Origin of the sequence: Pseudomonas sp. PSB18 (assembly GCF_014596565.1) — a bacterium.
Taxonomy (GTDB): Bacteria; Pseudomonadota; Gammaproteobacteria; order Pseudomonadales; family Pseudomonadaceae; genus Aquipseudomonas.
This window is the reverse complement of sequence record NZ_NOIN01000001.1, coordinates 746,069-762,632: the sequence shown is the minus strand read 5'-3', so window position 1 is coordinate 762,632 and position 16,564 is coordinate 746,069. Positions and strand designations below refer to the sequence as shown.

The 16,564-nt window shown below is 61.9% G+C and carries 15 protein-coding genes; 10 read left to right on the top strand and 5 right to left on the bottom strand.

Annotated features, from left to right (window positions below; all coding sequences use genetic code 11):
• Positions 1-5: 5 nt before the first annotated feature.
• The 4 genes from kdpB (at position 6) to CGA22_RS03330 (ending at position 6,222) form a co-directional block, all read left to right on the top strand.
• Positions 6-2,063, top strand: a complete 2,058-nt coding sequence (kdpB, locus tag CGA22_RS03345) for a potassium-transporting ATPase subunit KdpB (RefSeq protein ID WP_411157112.1) — start codon at positions 6-8, stop codon at positions 2,061-2,063.
• Positions 2,064-2,118: 55 nt separating this feature from the next.
• Positions 2,119-2,664 (top strand): potassium-transporting ATPase subunit KdpC, encoded by a 546-nt coding sequence (gene kdpC / locus CGA22_RS03340; RefSeq protein ID WP_041020994.1) that lies wholly within the window; start codon positions 2,119-2,121, stop codon positions 2,662-2,664.
• A gap of 160 nt (positions 2,665-2,824) precedes the next feature.
• Positions 2,825-5,476: a sensor histidine kinase gene (locus tag CGA22_RS03335; RefSeq protein ID WP_041020995.1), complete on the top strand. Its 2,652-nt coding sequence runs from the start codon at positions 2,825-2,827 to the stop codon at positions 5,474-5,476.
• Between the two features lie 47 nt (positions 5,477-5,523).
• Positions 5,524-6,222, top strand: a complete 699-nt coding sequence (locus CGA22_RS03330) for a response regulator (protein WP_041020996.1) — start codon at positions 5,524-5,526, stop codon at positions 6,220-6,222.
• A 174-nt stretch (positions 6,223-6,396) separates the two neighbouring features.
• On the opposite strand, the gene CGA22_RS03325 is transcribed toward CGA22_RS03330, so the two are convergent.
• On the bottom strand, positions 6,397-7,434 hold the full coding sequence (locus CGA22_RS03325) for a patatin-like phospholipase family protein (RefSeq protein ID WP_041020997.1): 1,038 nt from the start codon (positions 7,432-7,434) through the stop codon (positions 6,397-6,399).
• 207 nt (positions 7,435-7,641) lie between these two features.
• On the opposite strand from CGA22_RS03325, the gene CGA22_RS03320 reads away from it, so the two are divergent.
• From CGA22_RS03320 to CGA22_RS03310, 3 genes are all read left to right on the top strand, one after another.
• Positions 7,642-7,932: a hypothetical protein gene (locus tag CGA22_RS03320; protein ID WP_041020999.1), complete on the top strand. Its 291-nt coding sequence runs from the start codon at positions 7,642-7,644 to the stop codon at positions 7,930-7,932.
• A 104-nt stretch (positions 7,933-8,036) separates the two neighbouring features.
• A complete protein-coding gene (locus tag CGA22_RS03315) occupies positions 8,037-8,798 on the top strand; it encodes a CHAD domain-containing protein (RefSeq protein WP_041020998.1) in 762 nt (253 codons plus the stop codon).
• 233 nt (positions 8,799-9,031) lie between these two features.
• The gene (locus tag CGA22_RS03310) at positions 9,032-9,829 is read left to right on the top strand and encodes an acyl-CoA thioesterase (RefSeq protein WP_041021656.1); all 798 of its coding nucleotides are present in this window, start codon (positions 9,032-9,034) and stop codon (positions 9,827-9,829) included.
• A gap of 13 nt (positions 9,830-9,842) precedes the next feature.
• Here the strand turns inward: CGA22_RS03310 and CGA22_RS03305 are convergent, their stop codons facing one another.
• From CGA22_RS03305 to CGA22_RS03295, 3 genes are all read right to left on the bottom strand, one after another.
• Positions 9,843-10,049: a hypothetical protein gene (locus tag CGA22_RS03305; protein WP_041021665.1), complete on the bottom strand. Its 207-nt coding sequence runs from the start codon at positions 10,047-10,049 to the stop codon at positions 9,843-9,845.
• A 314-nt stretch (positions 10,050-10,363) separates the two neighbouring features.
• Positions 10,364-11,845, bottom strand: coding sequence for a methyl-accepting chemotaxis protein (locus CGA22_RS03300; RefSeq protein WP_041021657.1), 1,482 nt, complete (start codon positions 11,843-11,845; stop codon positions 10,364-10,366).
• A gap of 173 nt (positions 11,846-12,018) precedes the next feature.
• Positions 12,019-12,825 carry a TatD family hydrolase gene (locus CGA22_RS03295; RefSeq protein ID WP_041021658.1) on the bottom strand — a complete coding sequence of 269 codons (807 nt, stop codon included), beginning with the start codon at positions 12,823-12,825 and terminating at the stop codon, positions 12,019-12,021.
• A 236-nt stretch (positions 12,826-13,061) separates the two neighbouring features.
• Here CGA22_RS03295 and CGA22_RS03290 point away from each other — a divergent pair, with 236 nt between their 5' ends.
• From CGA22_RS03290 to CGA22_RS03280, 3 genes are all read left to right on the top strand, one after another.
• Entirely contained in the window at positions 13,062-14,483 is a 1,422-nt protein-coding gene (locus CGA22_RS03290; RefSeq protein ID WP_041021659.1) for a transglycosylase SLT domain-containing protein, read from the top strand.
• Between the two features lie 99 nt (positions 14,484-14,582).
• Entirely contained in the window at positions 14,583-15,017 is a 435-nt protein-coding gene (locus CGA22_RS03285) for a DoxX family protein (RefSeq protein ID WP_041021660.1), read from the top strand.
• Between the two features lie 250 nt (positions 15,018-15,267).
• Positions 15,268-15,576, top strand: a complete 309-nt coding sequence (locus tag CGA22_RS03280) for a hypothetical protein (protein ID WP_024776671.1) — start codon at positions 15,268-15,270, stop codon at positions 15,574-15,576.
• Here CGA22_RS03280 and CGA22_RS03275 read toward each other — a convergent pair.
• Positions 15,563-16,450, bottom strand: a complete 888-nt coding sequence (locus CGA22_RS03275; RefSeq protein ID WP_041021661.1) for a hypothetical protein — start codon at positions 16,448-16,450, stop codon at positions 15,563-15,565. The genes CGA22_RS03280 and CGA22_RS03275 overlap by 14 nt on opposite strands.
• Positions 16,451-16,564: the final 114 nt, after the last annotated feature.

Below are 16,564 nucleotides of genomic sequence, written 5' to 3'. Positions count from 1 at the left end.
ATCCGATGATGAATATGCCCGCACCGCAAGCGGTTACCACCCAAGCACCGCAAGCAACGAAAACCTCCATCTCCGCCCTGTGGCGGCCGGCGTTGGTACAAGCTTTCGTCAAACTCGATCCGCGCCAGTTGCACCGTGCACCGGTGATGCTGGTGGTGGAGCTGACGGCAGTACTCACCACTGTGCTGTGCTTCATTCCCGACAGTGCCGTGCCGACGTTCGTTGCCGCGCAGATCGCGCTCTGGCTTTGGTTCACCGTGCTGTTCGCCAACTTCGCCGAAGCCCTGGCCGAAGGGCGCGGCAAGGCCCGGGCCGACAGCCTCAAGGCTGGCAGTGAAGGTCTGAGTGCACGTCGCCGGACCGCCAATGGTTTTGAAGTCGTCCCCGCCACCCGTTTGCGCAAAGGCGATGTGGTGCGCGTCGAAGCAGGGGAGATGATTCCGGGCGACGGCGAGGTGATCGAGGGTATTGCCGCGGTCAACGAGGCGGCGATCACCGGTGAGTCTGCGCCGGTCATTCGTGAATCCGGCGGTGATCGTTCGGCGGTCACCGGCAACACGCGTCTGGTTTCCGACTGGTTGTTGGTGCGTATTACCAGCAACCCCGGTGAGTCGACCCTGGACCGCATGATCGCCCTCGTCGAAGGCGCCAAGCGGCAGAAGACGCCGAACGAGGTGGCGCTGGACATCCTGTTGATCGGCCTGACCCTGATCTTCCTGTTGGTAGTGGTGACGCTGCAACCGTTCGCCCACTTCGCCAACGGCAGCCTGCCGCTGGTGTTCCTGGTGGCGCTGTTGGTCACGTTGATTCCCACCACCATCGGCGGGTTGCTGTCGGCCATCGGCATCGCCGGGATGGATCGGCTGGTGCGCCTGAACGTGATCGCCAAATCCGGTCGCGCGGTGGAAGCGGCGGGGGATGTGCACGTGCTGATGCTGGACAAGACCGGCACCATCACGTTCGGCAATCGTCGTTGTGCAGCGGTTCATGCCGCTCCTGGTGTGAGCATCAAGGCGCTGGCCGAAGGCGCGCTGTTGGCTTCGTTGGCGGACGACACGGCGGAAGGCAAGTCCATCGTGGAATACCTGCGAGATTTGCATCCACAACCCGAGCCTGTCTTGGAATCGCTGACGGCGGTACCGTTCAGCGCGGAAACCCGTTTGTCCGGTGTCGATCATCAGGAGCGGATATACCGAAAGGGAGCGGTGGATTCGCTGCTGGGTTTTATCGGCCTGTCGCGCAACCAGTTGCCAGCGATGCTTGCCCGAGAGGTCGACAAGATTGCCCAGAGCGGCGGCACGCCCTTATTGGTGTGTGTGGATGGCAAGCTGCTGGGCGCGATCCATCTCAAGGATGTGGTCAAACCGGGTATCCGCGAGCGTTTCGCCGAGTTGCGCAAGCTGGGCATCCGTACCGTGATGGTCACTGGTGACAACCCGCTGACCGCCGCCGCTATTGCCGCCGAAGCGGGCGTCGACGACGTGCTGGCCGAGGCCACGCCGGAGAAGAAGCTGGCGCGTATCCGCCATGAGCAGAATGATGGTCGGCTGGTCGCCATGTGCGGCGACGGCGCCAACGACGCCCCGGCCCTGGCCCAGGCCGATGTGGGCATGGCGATGAACGATGGCACGCAAGCGGCGCGGGAGGCGGCCAACATGGTCGACCTCGACAGCGACCCGACCAAGTTGCTGGACGTGGTGCAGATCGGCAAGGAACTGTTGGTGACCCGTGGGGCACTGACCACCTTTTCCATCGCCAACGACGTCGCCAAGTACTTCGCGATCCTGCCGGCGTTGTTCGCCTCGATTTATCCACAGCTCGGTGTGTTGAACGTGATGCACCTGAGCAGTCCGCAGAGCGCCATTCTCTCGGCCATTGTGTTCAACGCGCTGATCATCGTCGTACTGATCCCCTTGGCCCTGCGCGGCGTGCGGGTGCAGGCGGCGAGCGCGGCGGCATTGCTACGGCGCAATCTGTTGATCTATGGCTTGGGCGGGATCGTGGTGCCGTTCGTGGGCATCAAGGCGATCGATATGTTGCTGACGGCGTTGGGGCTGGTTTGACGTCGTTATCGCCTGCGCCCTCGCTACAGATGTGTTTTCAACTGAGGATTTTGGAATGTTCAGATTAGTTCGCCCGGCCTTGAGCCTGCTGCTCCTGATGACGTTGATCACCGGGGTCGCCTACCCGCTGCTGGTCACGGGCGTGGCGCAAGTCGCCTTTCCCTTCCAGGCCAACGGCAGCCTTGTCGAGGGCGCCGACGGCAAGGTCCGTGGCTCCCTGTTGATCGCCCAGGATTTCCAGGGGGATGCCTGGTTTCATCCACGTCCCTCGGCCGGTGCCTTCGCCACGGTTGCCAGTGGCGCGAGCAATCTCTCCCCGAGCAATCCGGCCCTGGCCACGCGGATCATCGATGATGCCCACAGGCTTCTGGTGCCGGGTCAGGGACCGGTGCCGCTGGCAATGTTGACCACTTCCGGCAGCGGACTGGATCCACACTTGCCACCGACAGCGATTGCCTATCAACTGGCGCGAGTCGCCGCGGCGCGTAACCTGTCGGTCCCGACCTTGCAGCATCTGCTCGACACTCACATCGAGCAGCCTCTGGTGGGGCCGCCGGTGGTGAATGTGCTGGCGTTGAACCTGGCGCTGGAAAAGCTGTAACCCCCTTTGAGGGAGCGAGCCTGCTCGCGATAGCGGTGTATCAGTCACACAGCTGCAAGCTGATACATCGTCATCGCGAGCCGGCTCGCTCCCACAAGGACTCCATGGAGCCTGTGAGAATGGGCGTGCCCTCAGTACCCGAAAGCAAGAGAACCACACCATGAGCGACTCCGGCCGCGCCGACGCCCTGTTAGCCAATCTGCCTCGCGCTGGCCGCGGTCGGCTCAAGGTCTTTCTTGGCGCGGCACCGGGTGTCGGAAAGACCTACGCCATGCTGCAAGCGGCCCACACCCAGTTGCGGCAGAACGTGAAAGTCATCGTCGGCGTAGTGGAGACACACGGTCGAGCCGAAACCGAAGCGCTGCTCGGCGGCTTGGTGCAACAGCCTTTGGTGCGCTCCCAATACCGTGGTGTGACGCTCGAAGAAATGGATCTCGACGGTCTGCTCGCCGCCCGGCCAAGCCTGGTGCTGGTGGACGAGCTGGCCCACAGCAATGCCCCCGGCAGCCGCCACGCCAAGCGCTGGCAAGACATTCAAGAGCTGCTTGCGGCCGGCATCGACGTCTACACCACCGTCAATGTGCAGCACCTGGAAAGTCTCAATGACCAGGTGCGCGGCATCACCGGGGTGCAGGTTCGCGAAACGCTGCCGGACTGGGTCCTGCAGGAGGCCGATGAACTGCTGCTGATCGACCTGCCGCCCCGTGAACTGCTGGAGCGCCTGCGCGACGGCAAGGTCTATGTGCCGGAGCAGGCCCGCGCGGCAATCGATGCTTTCTTCACCCAGACCAACCTGACGGCCCTGCGTGAGCTGGCGATGCAGACCGCCGCCGCGCAAGTGGACAACGATCTGGCGCTGGGCTATCGGCAACTGGGGCAGGCCGCCCCGGTGGTGCGGGGGCGGTTATTGGTGGGGGTGGACGGCGACGCTCAAGCCGAGCGCCTGGTGCGCCATGCCAGCCGCGTCGCCCAGCGTCGGCACCTGCCGTGGAGCCTGGTACATGTGGACAACGGTGGCGCCCGGGACGAGATCTCGCGCCAGCGCCTGCAAAACGCCCAGCAACTGGCGGAACGTCTTGGCGGTGAGGTGGTGTTGTTGCGGGCCGGTGAAGTGGCCAGGACCCTGGTCCAGCATGCCATCGAACGTCGGGCCACTCTGCTCCTGGTGGGGCAGTCCCGACCGCGTTTGCGCAGACGATGGTTCGGCGGCGGCCTGGCCTCACGCTTGTTGCGCGATGCTCGGGGGCTGGAGATCAACGTACTGGACAGCGATGAACAATTGCGTCCCGCCCGCGTTTATTCGAGCCGCGTCCAGACTGGCTTCGACTACGTGTTGGCGTTGCTGGCGACCGTGGCGGCCAGTGCATTGGCCTGGGGTATTTCGGGGCTGCTGGAATTGCCCAATATCTCCCTGGTGTTTCTGATGGCGGTCTTGCTGGTGGCGGTGCGCAGCAGCCTCGGCCCGGCCTTGGCTTGCGCGGCGCTGTCGTTCCTGGCCTACGACTTTCTGTTCATCCCGCCGAATTTTTCCCTCACCATCCAGCGCGACGAAGACGTGCTGACGCTGGTGTTCTTCCTGCTGATGGCAGCCCTGACCGGCAACCTCGCTGCCCGCCAGCGTCGGCAGTTGCAGGCGTTACGCGACACCCAGCAGGAAACCGGCGAATTGCTCGATCTGTCGCGCAAGCTCACGGCTGCCACCGACCGCCAGGCGGTGATCAGCGCCGCCGCGCAGCACTTCAATGGCTGGCACGACTTGCAGCTGTGCCTGCTCAACCGAGATGGCCAGGGTGGCTGGAAGGTCGAGACCGCCGAGTCGCTGACGTTCGTCGAGGCCGAACGCGCGGCGGCCGACTGGGCCTGGCAGCACGATCAGCCGGCCGGCGCAGGGACCGGGACACTGCCGTCCGGACGCTGGTGGTGGTGGCCGTTGTCGGTGGAAGGTGGACCGCTGGCGTTGCTGGGCGTGCGTTCAAAAAACGACAGTCCCTTGAGTGGTCAACGTCGGCGCTGGTTGGCGGCCCTCAGCCAGCCGCTGGCCCAGGCGCTGGCCCGGGCGCAATTGGCTCAGGATCTCGAGGCGGCGCGCTTGCACGGTGAGACCGAGCAACTGCGCAGCGCCTTGTTGGCCTCGGTGTCCCACGATCTGCGCACGCCGCTGACCGCCATGCGCGGCAGCATCGACAGCCTGTTGGCGCTGGGGGAGGCGATCCCGCTGGCGGATCGTCGCGAGTTGCTCGAAGGCACTCGCGATGAAGCCGAGCGTCTGGACCGCTACATCCAGAACCTGCTGGACATGACTCGTCTCGGCCACGGCGCCCTGAAACTGGCGCGGGACTGGGTGGCGCCGGCGGATATCATCGGCAGCGCATTGAATCGCCTGCGGGCGGTGCTGGCGCCGCTGATGGTCAGCGTCGAGGTGCCCGACCCATTGCCATTGCTGCATGTCCACGCGGCGCTGATCGAACAGGCTCTGGTGAATGTGCTGGAGAATGCCGCGCGTTTTTCGCCGGCTCATGGGCGCCTGCAACTGAGCGCAGGCACGACGGACAGTGAAGTGTTGTTTGCCGTGGCCGATGAAGGGCCGGGGATTCCTGAGCAAGAGCGGGAGAAAATCTTCGACATGTTCTATACCGCTGCCCGTGGCGATCGGGGCGGGCAGGGCACGGGACTGGGGCTGGCGATCTGTCAGGGCATGGTGGGCGCCCATGGCGGGCGGATCAGCGTGGGCGATGGCCTCGACGGGCGCGGCACCTGCATCACCCTGCACCTGCCATTGCAGGCACAACCGGGCATGGACGATGAAGCCTGAGCCGGGCTACGTTATTCTCTGCCATTGATTTGTAGCGAACGAAACCCATGAGCCAAACCGCGACCCTCCTGGTCATCGATGATGAACCGCAGATCCGCAAATTCCTGCGCATCAGCCTGACCTCCCAGGGCTACAAGGTGCTGGAGGCCGGTACGGGGGCCGAAGGCCTGGCTCAGGCAGCCTTGAACAAGCCTGATCTGCTGGTGCTCGACCTGGGCCTGCCGGACATGGATGGCCAGCAGGTGCTGTGCGAGTTTCGCCAATGGTCGACGGTGCCGGTGCTGGTGCTTTCGGTGCGGGCCAGCGAAGCACAGAAAGTCGAGGCGCTGGATAACGGTGCCAACGATTACGTGACCAAGCCGTTCGGCATCCAGGAGTTCCTGGCCCGCGTCCGTGCCCTCTTGCGCCAGGCGCCGGCAGGCGAGGCCCGGGAAGCGGCGCTGACGTTCGGTCCGCTGACGGTGGACCTGGCGTATCGCCGGGTGCTGCTGGACGGCGCCGAAGTGGCCCTGACCCGCAAGGAATACGCCGTGCTGGCGCAACTGGCGCGGCACCCCGGACGGGTCATCACCCAACAACAGTTGCTCAAGGACATCTGGGGCCCGACCCACACCGAGGACAGTCACTACCTGCGCATCGTGGTCGGCCACCTGCGTCAAAAGCTGGCCGACGACCCGACGCGTCCCCGGTTCATTGTGACCGAGGCGGGGGTGGGGTATCGGTTGTTGGGAGAGGGTGGGTTTTAACCCCTCGGTCTTCAGCCAAGCACTGTTGTGGCGAGGGGATTTATCCCCGCTGGGGTGCGAAGCAGCCCTAAAATCAGGCAACTCGGTTTGCCAGCTTTATCGAGTCGACGGGTTTGGGGGCGCTTCGCACCCCAACGGGGATAAATCCCCTCGCCACAGGATCAAGGTGTTGCTTCAGCTCTGTTCACTTTCATACCGATCCAGGGTGTCACTGGCAATCTCCCGCCCCAGGGCGATCAATTCCGGCGCCTTGTAGAACTCGAAGAACCGGCACACCCGTTTCGGCACGTTGATCAGTACATCCGGGGGATACCCGGCGATCTTGTATTGGGCCAGCGAGGTCTGCATCACCTCGAAACTCTGGTTGATCAAATCCAGCAACGAGGCCGGACCGACGTTATCGATGATGAACGAGCCGGTGGCGGATTTCGGTGCGCCTTCAGCCTCGGGTGCCGCGGCCGGCTGTTGGCCTTCGGGTTCGACGGATTCGAGCCAGGGGTTGATGTCGGCGGCCTCGGCTTTCAGCGCTTCCTGCTCCAGCAGTAACAACTGCTCGGCCTGCTTGCGCCGAAATGGCAGTTTCGACCCCAGGGAACTGATGAGATTGTCGAATCGGCTCCTGAACGCGGCCGGACGTGGGATCACCGGCAGTCTGTACTGTCGCTGGTTGGTGGCATTGAGATTGACTGCGATGATCAGGTCGCAGTGGCTGGACACCACAGGCACGATCGGCAGCGGATTGAGCAGGCCGCCATCCACCAGCATGCGGTTGCCTTGCATCACGGGTGTGAACAGGCTGGGAATGGCCGCGGAGGCGCGCATCGCCTGATGCAGGCAACCTTCCTGGAACCAGATTTCCTGTTGGTTGGTCAGGTCCGTGGCCACGGCGGTGTAGGGGATGCGCAGGTCTTCGATATTGAGTTCGCCGACGATCTTGCGGATCTGCCCGAAGACTTTTTCACCGCGGATCGCACCGAGGCGAAAACTGACATCCACCAGCCGCAGGACATCCAGGTAATCCAGGCTTTCGATCCAGTTGCGGTAATCCCTGAGCTTGCCGGCAGCGTAGATCCCGCCCACCACGGCGCCCATCGAGCAACCGGCGATGCAGGCAATATCGTAGCCACGTCGTTCGATTTCCTCGATCACCCCGATATGGGCGTAGCCCCGGGCGCCGCCCGAGCCCAATACCAATGCGACACGTTTTGTCATGACCCGGCCTCTTGTCGAACAGACTTCAACAATGCACTGATCGAGGCCCCGGCTCAATCGTTGTGGCACACGCGTCGTTTTTTGACACGCTGGAGTGACATTTTTGTATGCTCGCCCACACTTGAATTAAGGCGGTCGGGCCAAGGCACTTTTCGCCGTTGCGACCGTCTTACCAGCACGACTGTTTGACCTGACTGAGGTGTAATGATGAAAGCCCGGAACTGCCTGCCCCTAGTAGCATCCCTGATGGTTCTGGCCCTGGCCGGTTGCGCAGGCAAAACAGCTTATCGTGACAGCTGCGGTACCCAGCTCGACGCCGCCTGGCATGAACTGGACCTCGCCAAGGCCGAAGGCTTTGCCGGTACTGTCAGTTACTCCAAGGCCCTGTCGCTGCTGACCGGTGCCAAGACCCAACAGCAGTTCGAAGCGTTCGAAGGCTGCTCCAGGAAAGCCGAGAAGGCACGCTTCTACATCCGCGAGTCCCGTGCGGGACGATAAAAGCAGCGGCAAGTTGTAAGCGACAAGCTGCAAGAGAAGCACGCGACACGCCTCTACTTGCAGCTTGAAGCTTGAGGCTTGCAACTGCGTATGGAGTACCCCCCATGATTGATCGGCTGGTGGCCCGGATCCTCGGGCTGGAAATCCGCCTGCTGGCCTGCCAGGCCCGCTTGAATGCCCATACCGACAGCGAAGCGCTGCATGACCTGCGGACCACGGTTCGCCGTTTGCGCAGCCTGCTTCGCCCGTTGCGCGGCTTGCCGGGTGTCGAGCAACTGGAAACAGCCGCTTCGGCGGTCGGCAGCCTGACCACGCCGTTGCGTGACCGGGAGGTGCTGGCGGCCTACCTCGAGCAGCACGGCAGGACCGACGCGGCGCAACGGCGCCGGTTGCAGATGACCGAGGCCTATCCGGTTGTGGCCGCGAGCGGGGAGTTGACGCAACTGTTGATGATCCTCGATGCATTTCCGCGCTTCATTCGCGCTGCCCAGCGTCAGGGCCTGCTCAAGGGCTTGCGCAAACGCATTGAAAAGCGTCTGGACAAACAATGGAAAAAACTCGGTGAGGCGTTGCGTGACCCGGCTCATGACCGCCACCGGTTGCGGCTGCTGATCAAGCGCGTGCGCTATGCGATCGAAGCCTACCCGGAACTCGACCGCCTGCCGGAAGCGGCCATGCCACGACTCAAGTCCGCCCAAGGCGCCCTGGGCGACTGGCACGATTGCTGGCAATGGCTGGCCCGGGCCGAACAGGAACAGGACCTGCAACCCTGTGTGCCGGCCTGGCGCACCACCATGACCCAGGCTGAAGCCAAGGCTGACAAGGTGCTTGATAAGCTGATCGCGAGCTGCTTCGAGACATCCTGAAGCCCCACACTCCATCCCTGTGGGAGCGAGCCTGCTCGCGATAGCGTCGGGTCAGCTTGCACCCATGTGACTGACCCTCCGCCATCGCGAGCAGGCTCGCTCCCACAATGGTCTGTGCGTTGATTAAAGTGTGGCGGCCTATCTGTCAGTCTCTTTGGCCGGAATGAGCGCTGTGTCGTTTATCCCGGCTGGTTAAGATTCCTTCATCTTTCTCCCATGCTTTCGAGGTTGCCATGCGCTTTTCCGATTTGATCGATGCCGTGCGCCGTCAGCCAGACGCCGTGACCATCGCACCCGAATGGGGGCAGGGACGCGCCACTTTTGGTGGGCTGGTGGCGGCGCTGCAGTATGAGGCGATGCGTGCGCAGGTGCCGGCGGACCGTCCGGTGCGTTCGCTGGCGATCACCTTCGTCGGCCCGGTCGAACCGGATGTGCCCGTCAGTTTTGAAGTCGAGGTGCTGCGTGAAGGCAAGGCGGTCAGCCAGGTGCAGGGGCGCGCGGTGCAGAACGGCCAGGTGGTGACAGTAGTGCAAGGCAGCTTCGGTGCATCGCGCTCCTCCGTGGTGGCGGTGCAGGCCGACCCCGCGCCGGCGTTCAAAAGCGTCGAGCAATGCCAGGAGCTGCCATACATCAAGGGCGGTACGCCGGAGTTCATGCGTTACCTGGCGATGTGCTGGAGTGTCGGTGGCCTGCCGTTCACCGGCAATAAATCCCGCAGCATGGGTGGCTGGGTACGGTTGCGTGGGGATGTAAAGGAAGAGCCGCTCAACGAGGCCCACATCCTCGCGCTGGTGGATGCCTGGCCGCCCGCGCTGCTGCCTCATCTGACACAAATGGCGCCGGGTAGCACGCTGACCTGGACCATCGAATTCGTCCAGCCGGTGCTGGCGCTCACGACGTTGGACTGGTGCAAGTACCTGGCCGAGATCGAGTATGCCCAGGACGGTTACGGTCACGTCGCCGCGAAGTTCTGGAGCGCCGATGGCCGCCTGATCGCCATGAGCCGGCAGACGGTGACGATTTTCGGCTGAGGTACGGGGGCGCTCAGTAAGGGTGACGCAGCAGTCCCAGCGAGGCAAATACCGCGATGATGCCAAGGCTGATGTCCGCCAGGTCCCGGTTGAGCGTGCCCGAGACGATCAGCAGCGATGCGATGATAAGCAAGGGCACGGCGATCAGCTGCAACGCCAGATGAGTCGGGTTGAAGGCGTGCCATTGCCCGCCTGCAAGGGTAGGGTGACGTTTGTGCATGATGCTGCTCCTTATGCCTGACATCTGTTGATACAAGAATAGGCATGGCGGGGCAGGGCGGCGAATCGCGGTTGGCTATGGGAGCGATAGAGTCCGAGTCAGTTTTCGGATGAAGCAATCGCGGGCAAGCCTTGCTCCCACAGGTTCATGTGTGTCCTTTATGGGGTAAGGCTTGCCTCTCCACAGGTCCACATTTCCCTTGTGGGATAAGGCCTGCCTCCCCACAGTTCCACATTTCCTTTGTGGGATAAGGCTTGCTTCTCCACAGGTCCACATTTCCTCTGTGGGAGCAAGGCTTGCCCGCGACGGCGTCATCAAAGCTTGAGCTGCCCGATCGCCTTGCTCAATTCACCCGCCAGGGTCGCCAGTTCATGACTGGTCGTGGCCGAGTCCACGGTCTGGCGCACGGTGTTTTCGGTCACGTCGCGAATGCCCACCACTGCCCGGTTCATTTCCTCGGCCACCTGGCTTTGCTGCTCGGCCGCGACGGCGATCTGGGTATTGCTCTCACGCATCTGGGCCACCGCCCCGGTGATCTGCGCCAGTGCCTCGCCGGCCTCGCGGGCCTGTTGTACGCAATCGTCGGCCTTGTAGGAGCTTTCTTGCATGAAGTCCACCGCGTCCTGGGTGCCCGCCTGCAAGGCCGACACCATGGTGGTGATTTCATCCGTTGAGATTTGCACCCGTTTGGCGAGGTTGCGCACCTCGTCGGCTACCACGGCGAAACCCCGGCCCATTTCCCCGGCCCGCGCCGCTTCGATGGCGGCGTTCAGGGCCAGCAGGTTGGTTTGCTCCGCGATGCTGTGGATCACACTGACCACGCTGTTGATCTTCTGGCTGTCTTCGGCCAGGCGCTGGATCATTTCGGCGGTCTGCTGCACCCCGGAGGAGAGGCCGGTGATTGACTGCTCCACACGATTGACCACCTCGCGGCCATTGCCGGCCAGGGTGTCGGCGGCTTTCGACAGGTCGCGAGTGGCGCCGGCATGTTGGGCGATGTGGTACACCGTGGCGGACATCTCGTTGATCGCCGTCGCCGCCTGATCGGTTTCGCTCTGCTGCCCAAGCATGCCGTGGCGAACCTCGTTCATGCTCGAGGCCAATCGTGCTGCGCCACTGTCCAGTTGGCGGGCGGTGCTGGCCACGGTATCGACCACCCGTTGATAGCCGGCTTGCATGGCATTGAATGCAGCGGCCATCTGGCCCACTTCATCCTCGCAGGCCAGGGGCACGCGGGCGGACAGATCGCCGGTTTTCTCAACATGCAGCATCACGTCTTTCAGCGTGTTGAGCTGGCTCAACAGAAAACGGATCAACAATTGCGACGCGCCCAGCATGGCCAGCATCAACACCAACACTGCCACGGCGTATTGGCCGAAACGCTCGCCGAATACCTGGCTCAGGCTTGCGCCCTGGGCCAGGACGGCGAGTTGTTGGCCGTCGCCGCGCTGGATGACTTCAGCGCCCAGCAACGGCTGATTGCCGACGAGCGGCTTGGGATCAAGATCGACCCAGCCTTGCGCCTGCGCCAGTGAAGGCAACGATTGATCGTTGAACGTGGGCGCCTGGCCTTGTTGGAAAGCCAGCAGGTTATCGGCCTTGGGCAACGCTTGCCCGGTCGGCCAGGCACCGAGCAGGCTCGCCTGTGCCTGGGCATTCACCCGAGCCGCATGATTACGCGCCTGTTGTTCAAGCTGCACCGCGTAGAGCACCAGCAGCAAGGTGGTCACGAAGGCGACCGCATTGACCGCCCAGAATTTGTATTTCAGCGAGATATTGCTAAGCCAGGCACCCATGGAGGTCTTCTCTGATAGCGGAAACAGTTTTGGCAAGGTGCCATTATTCTGCCGCTATCCCGGGAAGCGGGGTGTTGATGTGGGTCAACAGACCTGATGTTAGGAACCATGGGCTGGCCCGGATTCCCTGTGGGAGCGAGCAGGCTCGCTCCCACGAGGGATTTTTCGAAGGCTCAGGAGATCGTGGGCAACCCGAAAAACGCCCGCGCGCACGCTGTGCTGTGGGCGGCCAGATCTTCTTGGGTTTCGTCCCGATGCAAGGCGATTTCCCGCAGAACTTCGGTCAGGTAGGCCGGCTCGTTGCGACCGTTCTTGGGTTTGGGTCGCAGGGTACGGGGCAGCAGGTAGGGCGCATCGCTTTCGAGCATCAGCCTGCCACGAGGGATCTCGCGTACCAGCGGATGCAAATGCGTGCCCCGGCGTTCATCGCAGATCCAGCCCGTGATGCCGATGTGCAGGTCCAGGTCGAGGTAGTTGAACAGCGCCTTTTTCTCCCCGGTAAAGCAATGCACCACCGCCGCCGGCAGCCGGTCACGGAAATCCCGCAGGATCTCCAGCAAGCGTTGATCGGCATCGCGCTCGTGAAGAAAGACCGGAAGTTGCAGTTCCGCCGCCAGGGCGAGGTGTTCTTCTAGGACTTTCTCCTGTTGTGGGCGAGGGGAGAAGTCCCGGTTGAAATCCAGTCCGCATTCTCCCACGGCACGGACGTGGCTGTGTTTCAACAGATCCTTGAGGTGCCGGGCGCTGTCGGCGGTCCAGTCGCTGGCGCTGTGGGGGTGGATGCCGGCGGTGCAGAACAGGCGCTCCCCGGTCTCATCCAGCTGTTGGCACAGTTCGAGAGCCTGCTCGCTACCCTCGATGCTGGTGCCGGTCAGGACCAGTTGGCAGACCCCTGCTTCATAGGCGCGCTCAAGCACCGCCTGGTGTTTGTCGGCGAAACTGGGGTTGGTCAGGTTGACGCCGATATCGATGAGTTGCATGGTGCTACCTCGGCCCAAAGGCCGGAAAGCATACCAGAGCTGTAGATTTATAAGAAAAGCCAAGAACTACAATGAGTTGAGGCTGTCTGTTGAGGCCACGAGACAGGTCGGGTTGGTATAAACGCCACTACTGTGCCAGTCTTTCGCACTTTTCAGCGCCCCAGGTGCTCTGTTCCTGTCGACCCAATCCTCATTTTTTCAAGAAGGCGGGTCGCGGTATTCCTTCCGGAGAGTGGATGACACGTCCCCAGGTGTTGCTACTGCTGTGTTGTTCGCTGCTGCTGCCGATGCCGGCCGAGGCGCGGCTGCCTGGGCCGGTGCAGGCGGTGGCGCCGGGTACGGTACGTGACTTGGCGCAGATCCGCAGCAGTCGCGTGCTGAAAGTATTGGTCAACCAAAGCCGCAACAGTTCCGGTGAAGTGCAGGGGCAACCCATCGGCGTCGAATACCATCGGTTGCGGGCGTTCGAACAGTACCTCAACGGCCATGCCCGGGATGGCCAGGAAATCACCCTCAAGATCATCCCCAAGGCCAAGGACCAGTTGCTCGGCGCCCTGCAGCGCGGAGAGGGCGACCTCGTGGCGCCGGGTGAGTTGCTCGAGCCCCTGGTCAGTCACGCGGTCAGTGCCAGCGATCCGATTCGCAGCGGCGTGCCGTTGATGCTGGTGGGCATCAAGGGGGAAAAACGCTACACGCGAGTGGAGCAACTGTCCGGCAAGACCCTGGCTTTGCCCAACGGCAGTGCGGCGGGGGAAGCGGTCGGCCAGATCAACCAGAAGCTGGCGTTGCTCAAGTTATCACCGGTGAAGATCGAATGGGTCGACCCCACCCTGGCGGTGGAAGATGTGCTGGAAATGGTCCAGGGCGGGATTTTTCATTTAACCATTGTCGAGCAACCCATCGCCGAGCGCTGGGGCAAGATTCTGCCCAAGCTGCGTTTCGATCGGCAGCTGTTCATCAGCGAGCCGGATAACGAGCACTGGTTCGTTCGCCGCGACGCCGCCATGCTGCGGGCCAGCATCAACGGTTTCCTGACGACCTACAAGGCACCGTCCAACGAGGACGCAGCTTTCCTGCGCATCTACCGCCGTTTGTACCAGGTTCATTATCCGCTGGCCCGGGCCGACCGCCAGCGGCTGGAGAAACTGCGCCCGGTGCTGCAAAAGCATGCCGAGGCCCAGGACATGGACTGGCTCAACCTGGCGGCCTTGGCCTTCAAGGAGTCTGCCCTGCAACCCAACGCCCGCAGCGGTAGCGGCCCCACCGGGCTGATGCAGATCACGCCGGCGGCGGCCCAGCGGGTCGGGGTCGGCAATATTCAGAACCTGGACGCCAATGTCCAGGCCGGCGCCAAATACCTGGCCATGATCCGCCGCAAGTTTTTCTCCAGCCCCAAGCTCAACGAGCGCGAACGCATGGCTTTTGTGCTGGCTGCCTACAACATGGGGCCCGAGCGTGTTCAGGGCATGCGTGCCGAGGCTAGGCGACGGGGGCTGAATCCCAACCAGTGGTTCTTCCAGGTCGAACGCATTGCCATGGAGCAGGTAGGAATGGGCGCCGTCAGCTACGTTAATAGTGTGAATAAATACTATCTGGCGTTTGATCGGGAGCGGGAGTCGTTGGAGCCGAAAGAGCAAAAGGTTGCACTGCGCAAATGATCGAATAAATTGATTGGTATGGCGGATTTATTGCGTTTTTAACATGAGCTTTATTGATTAATATAGCGACCAACCCATACATCCCAAGGAAACGAACCCATGAGCTCTTTCGTCAACAAAATCCTGTCTACCCGTGCCGGCTACGGCCTGACCGTCCTGCGCATCGCAGTCGGTGTCATTTTCGCGGCTCACGGCTCGCAAAAGCTCTTTGGGTTGTTCGGTGGCTACGGTCTGGCGGGAACCGCGCAGTGGATGGAAAGCATCGGTCTGACACCCGGCTACGTGATGGCCACATTGGCCGGTGGCACCGAGTTTTTCGCCGGACTGGCCTTGATCGTTGGCTTGCTGGTTCGTCCAGCGGCGCTGGGGTTGGCCTTCCTGTCCCTGGTGGCGATTTTTTCCGTGCACATTGGCAATGGCCTGTTCATGGCCAACAACGGTTATGAGTTTGCCCTGGCGTTGCTGGCCGCAAGCATTGCGGTGTTGATAGAGGGTGCAGGCAAGCTGTCGGTCGATCGCGCCATCGCCGGCTGATCGCCGAGTCGAACCACCGAAGGCCCGTCTGGTACGGGCCTTTTTTGTGGCTGCAGATTCTTGACACTGGCCCGTCGGCTTCTCTAGGATGCTGCTCATGCGCCGATTTAAACAGCTACTTGCGGGGCGCCAGGTGACTCATCCAGTCATCGTCAGAAGCTTGGAACAGGCTTCGAAATACCGCTAAAGCGCTGGTTCGGTGTTGCCTCTCACCTGCCATGCAGACTTTTTGAGGCAGAGACACGACACAATGAACGCACCCAGTCCCCTTGTACGTCTTGCGCCGATTACGGCGAGCCTTCTGCAACGCAATCCAAAAATCCTTTTGGGTGGTACCCATCAGCCAACGCTATTGCGTTATCTCGACGGCTGGCCGCGGCGCAGCCACGGGCCCGCTGCGTTCCTGATCCAGTTTGTCGAAGATGGCGAGTCCCTGGCACGTTTTGCCAACGACAGCTTCGATCTGGCGGTCATTCAATCACCCAGTGCGGCGGATGCGCCTGAAATGATCCGGCAGTTGACCCGGGTGGCGCGCCAAGGTCTGATCACCCGGCGTTGAGGCTGTCTGCCTTGGTCATCGCCCTGAGTCCGTTGGCGTGCATGCAGTTGAATACAATTCGGCTGCGGGTCGACCAGTCTGTATTGATGATATGGAAACGCTGGATATAGCTGCTGTTGTCCCTGGACTCGAACCACTCATCTATCTTTTCACTGAAGTCGTCGGGAAGGTGAAAGGGCAACACGTATTTGGCGCACTGTATCGAGCGCAATACGAAGTCGGGTTTCTTCCTGGCCGATTGCTCATCCATGAACGTCTTCAAGGCAGCGGTGGTGTTCAGGTTCTTACCGCTCCATTGGTGCTCCACGCCTTTCCAGTACTTCGCCCTGACGCGGTGATTGTAGGAAATCACAACGGTCCTCTCCGGACGATGGGTCCATATATCTTCCAGCGTTGAACGCCGCCAGTTCCGGGGGACCAGCCGTTGTCCGATTATCGAGTCGATCAGGCTGTGCAACTCATGATGGGCGGCTCGGTTGAAATGCTTGAACTTATGGAAGTTCAAGATGACGATTTCCTTTGCCCTCGCGGCCTTGTGGTCGAGGTCATCGTAAAAATCATTCAACGGCGCCAGAACGTCACCGCCCACCGTGCGTCCGGAGGAGGCGAGGTGAAACAGTTGGAAGCGCTTGTCACTGCCGACGGGAGCGTTGGCGGAGAACACCACGCGCAGGTCGAGCACGCGAAAACCCGCCAGGATCTGTTCGATGATCGGTACGTCCTGGGTCTTTTCCTGAGGTAGCGTAGGGGAGGGAGCTTTTTTGTCTGCGCCGGAGTCATGGGTGCCGGGCAGAATCAGTTCGTCGATACGCAGTTTGTATAACTGCGGAGTGTTGTACATCCAGCAATCCAATCCATGGTGGGTAGCCTTCATGATTATTCATCCTTGAATAATGTTCTGAGCGAAAGGCGCGAGACAGCGCGCGCCATTCATTCTGCGCAGCGCTGCCACCTTGTCAAAGGATCAAGTTTGCTGGGATGTTTCGAG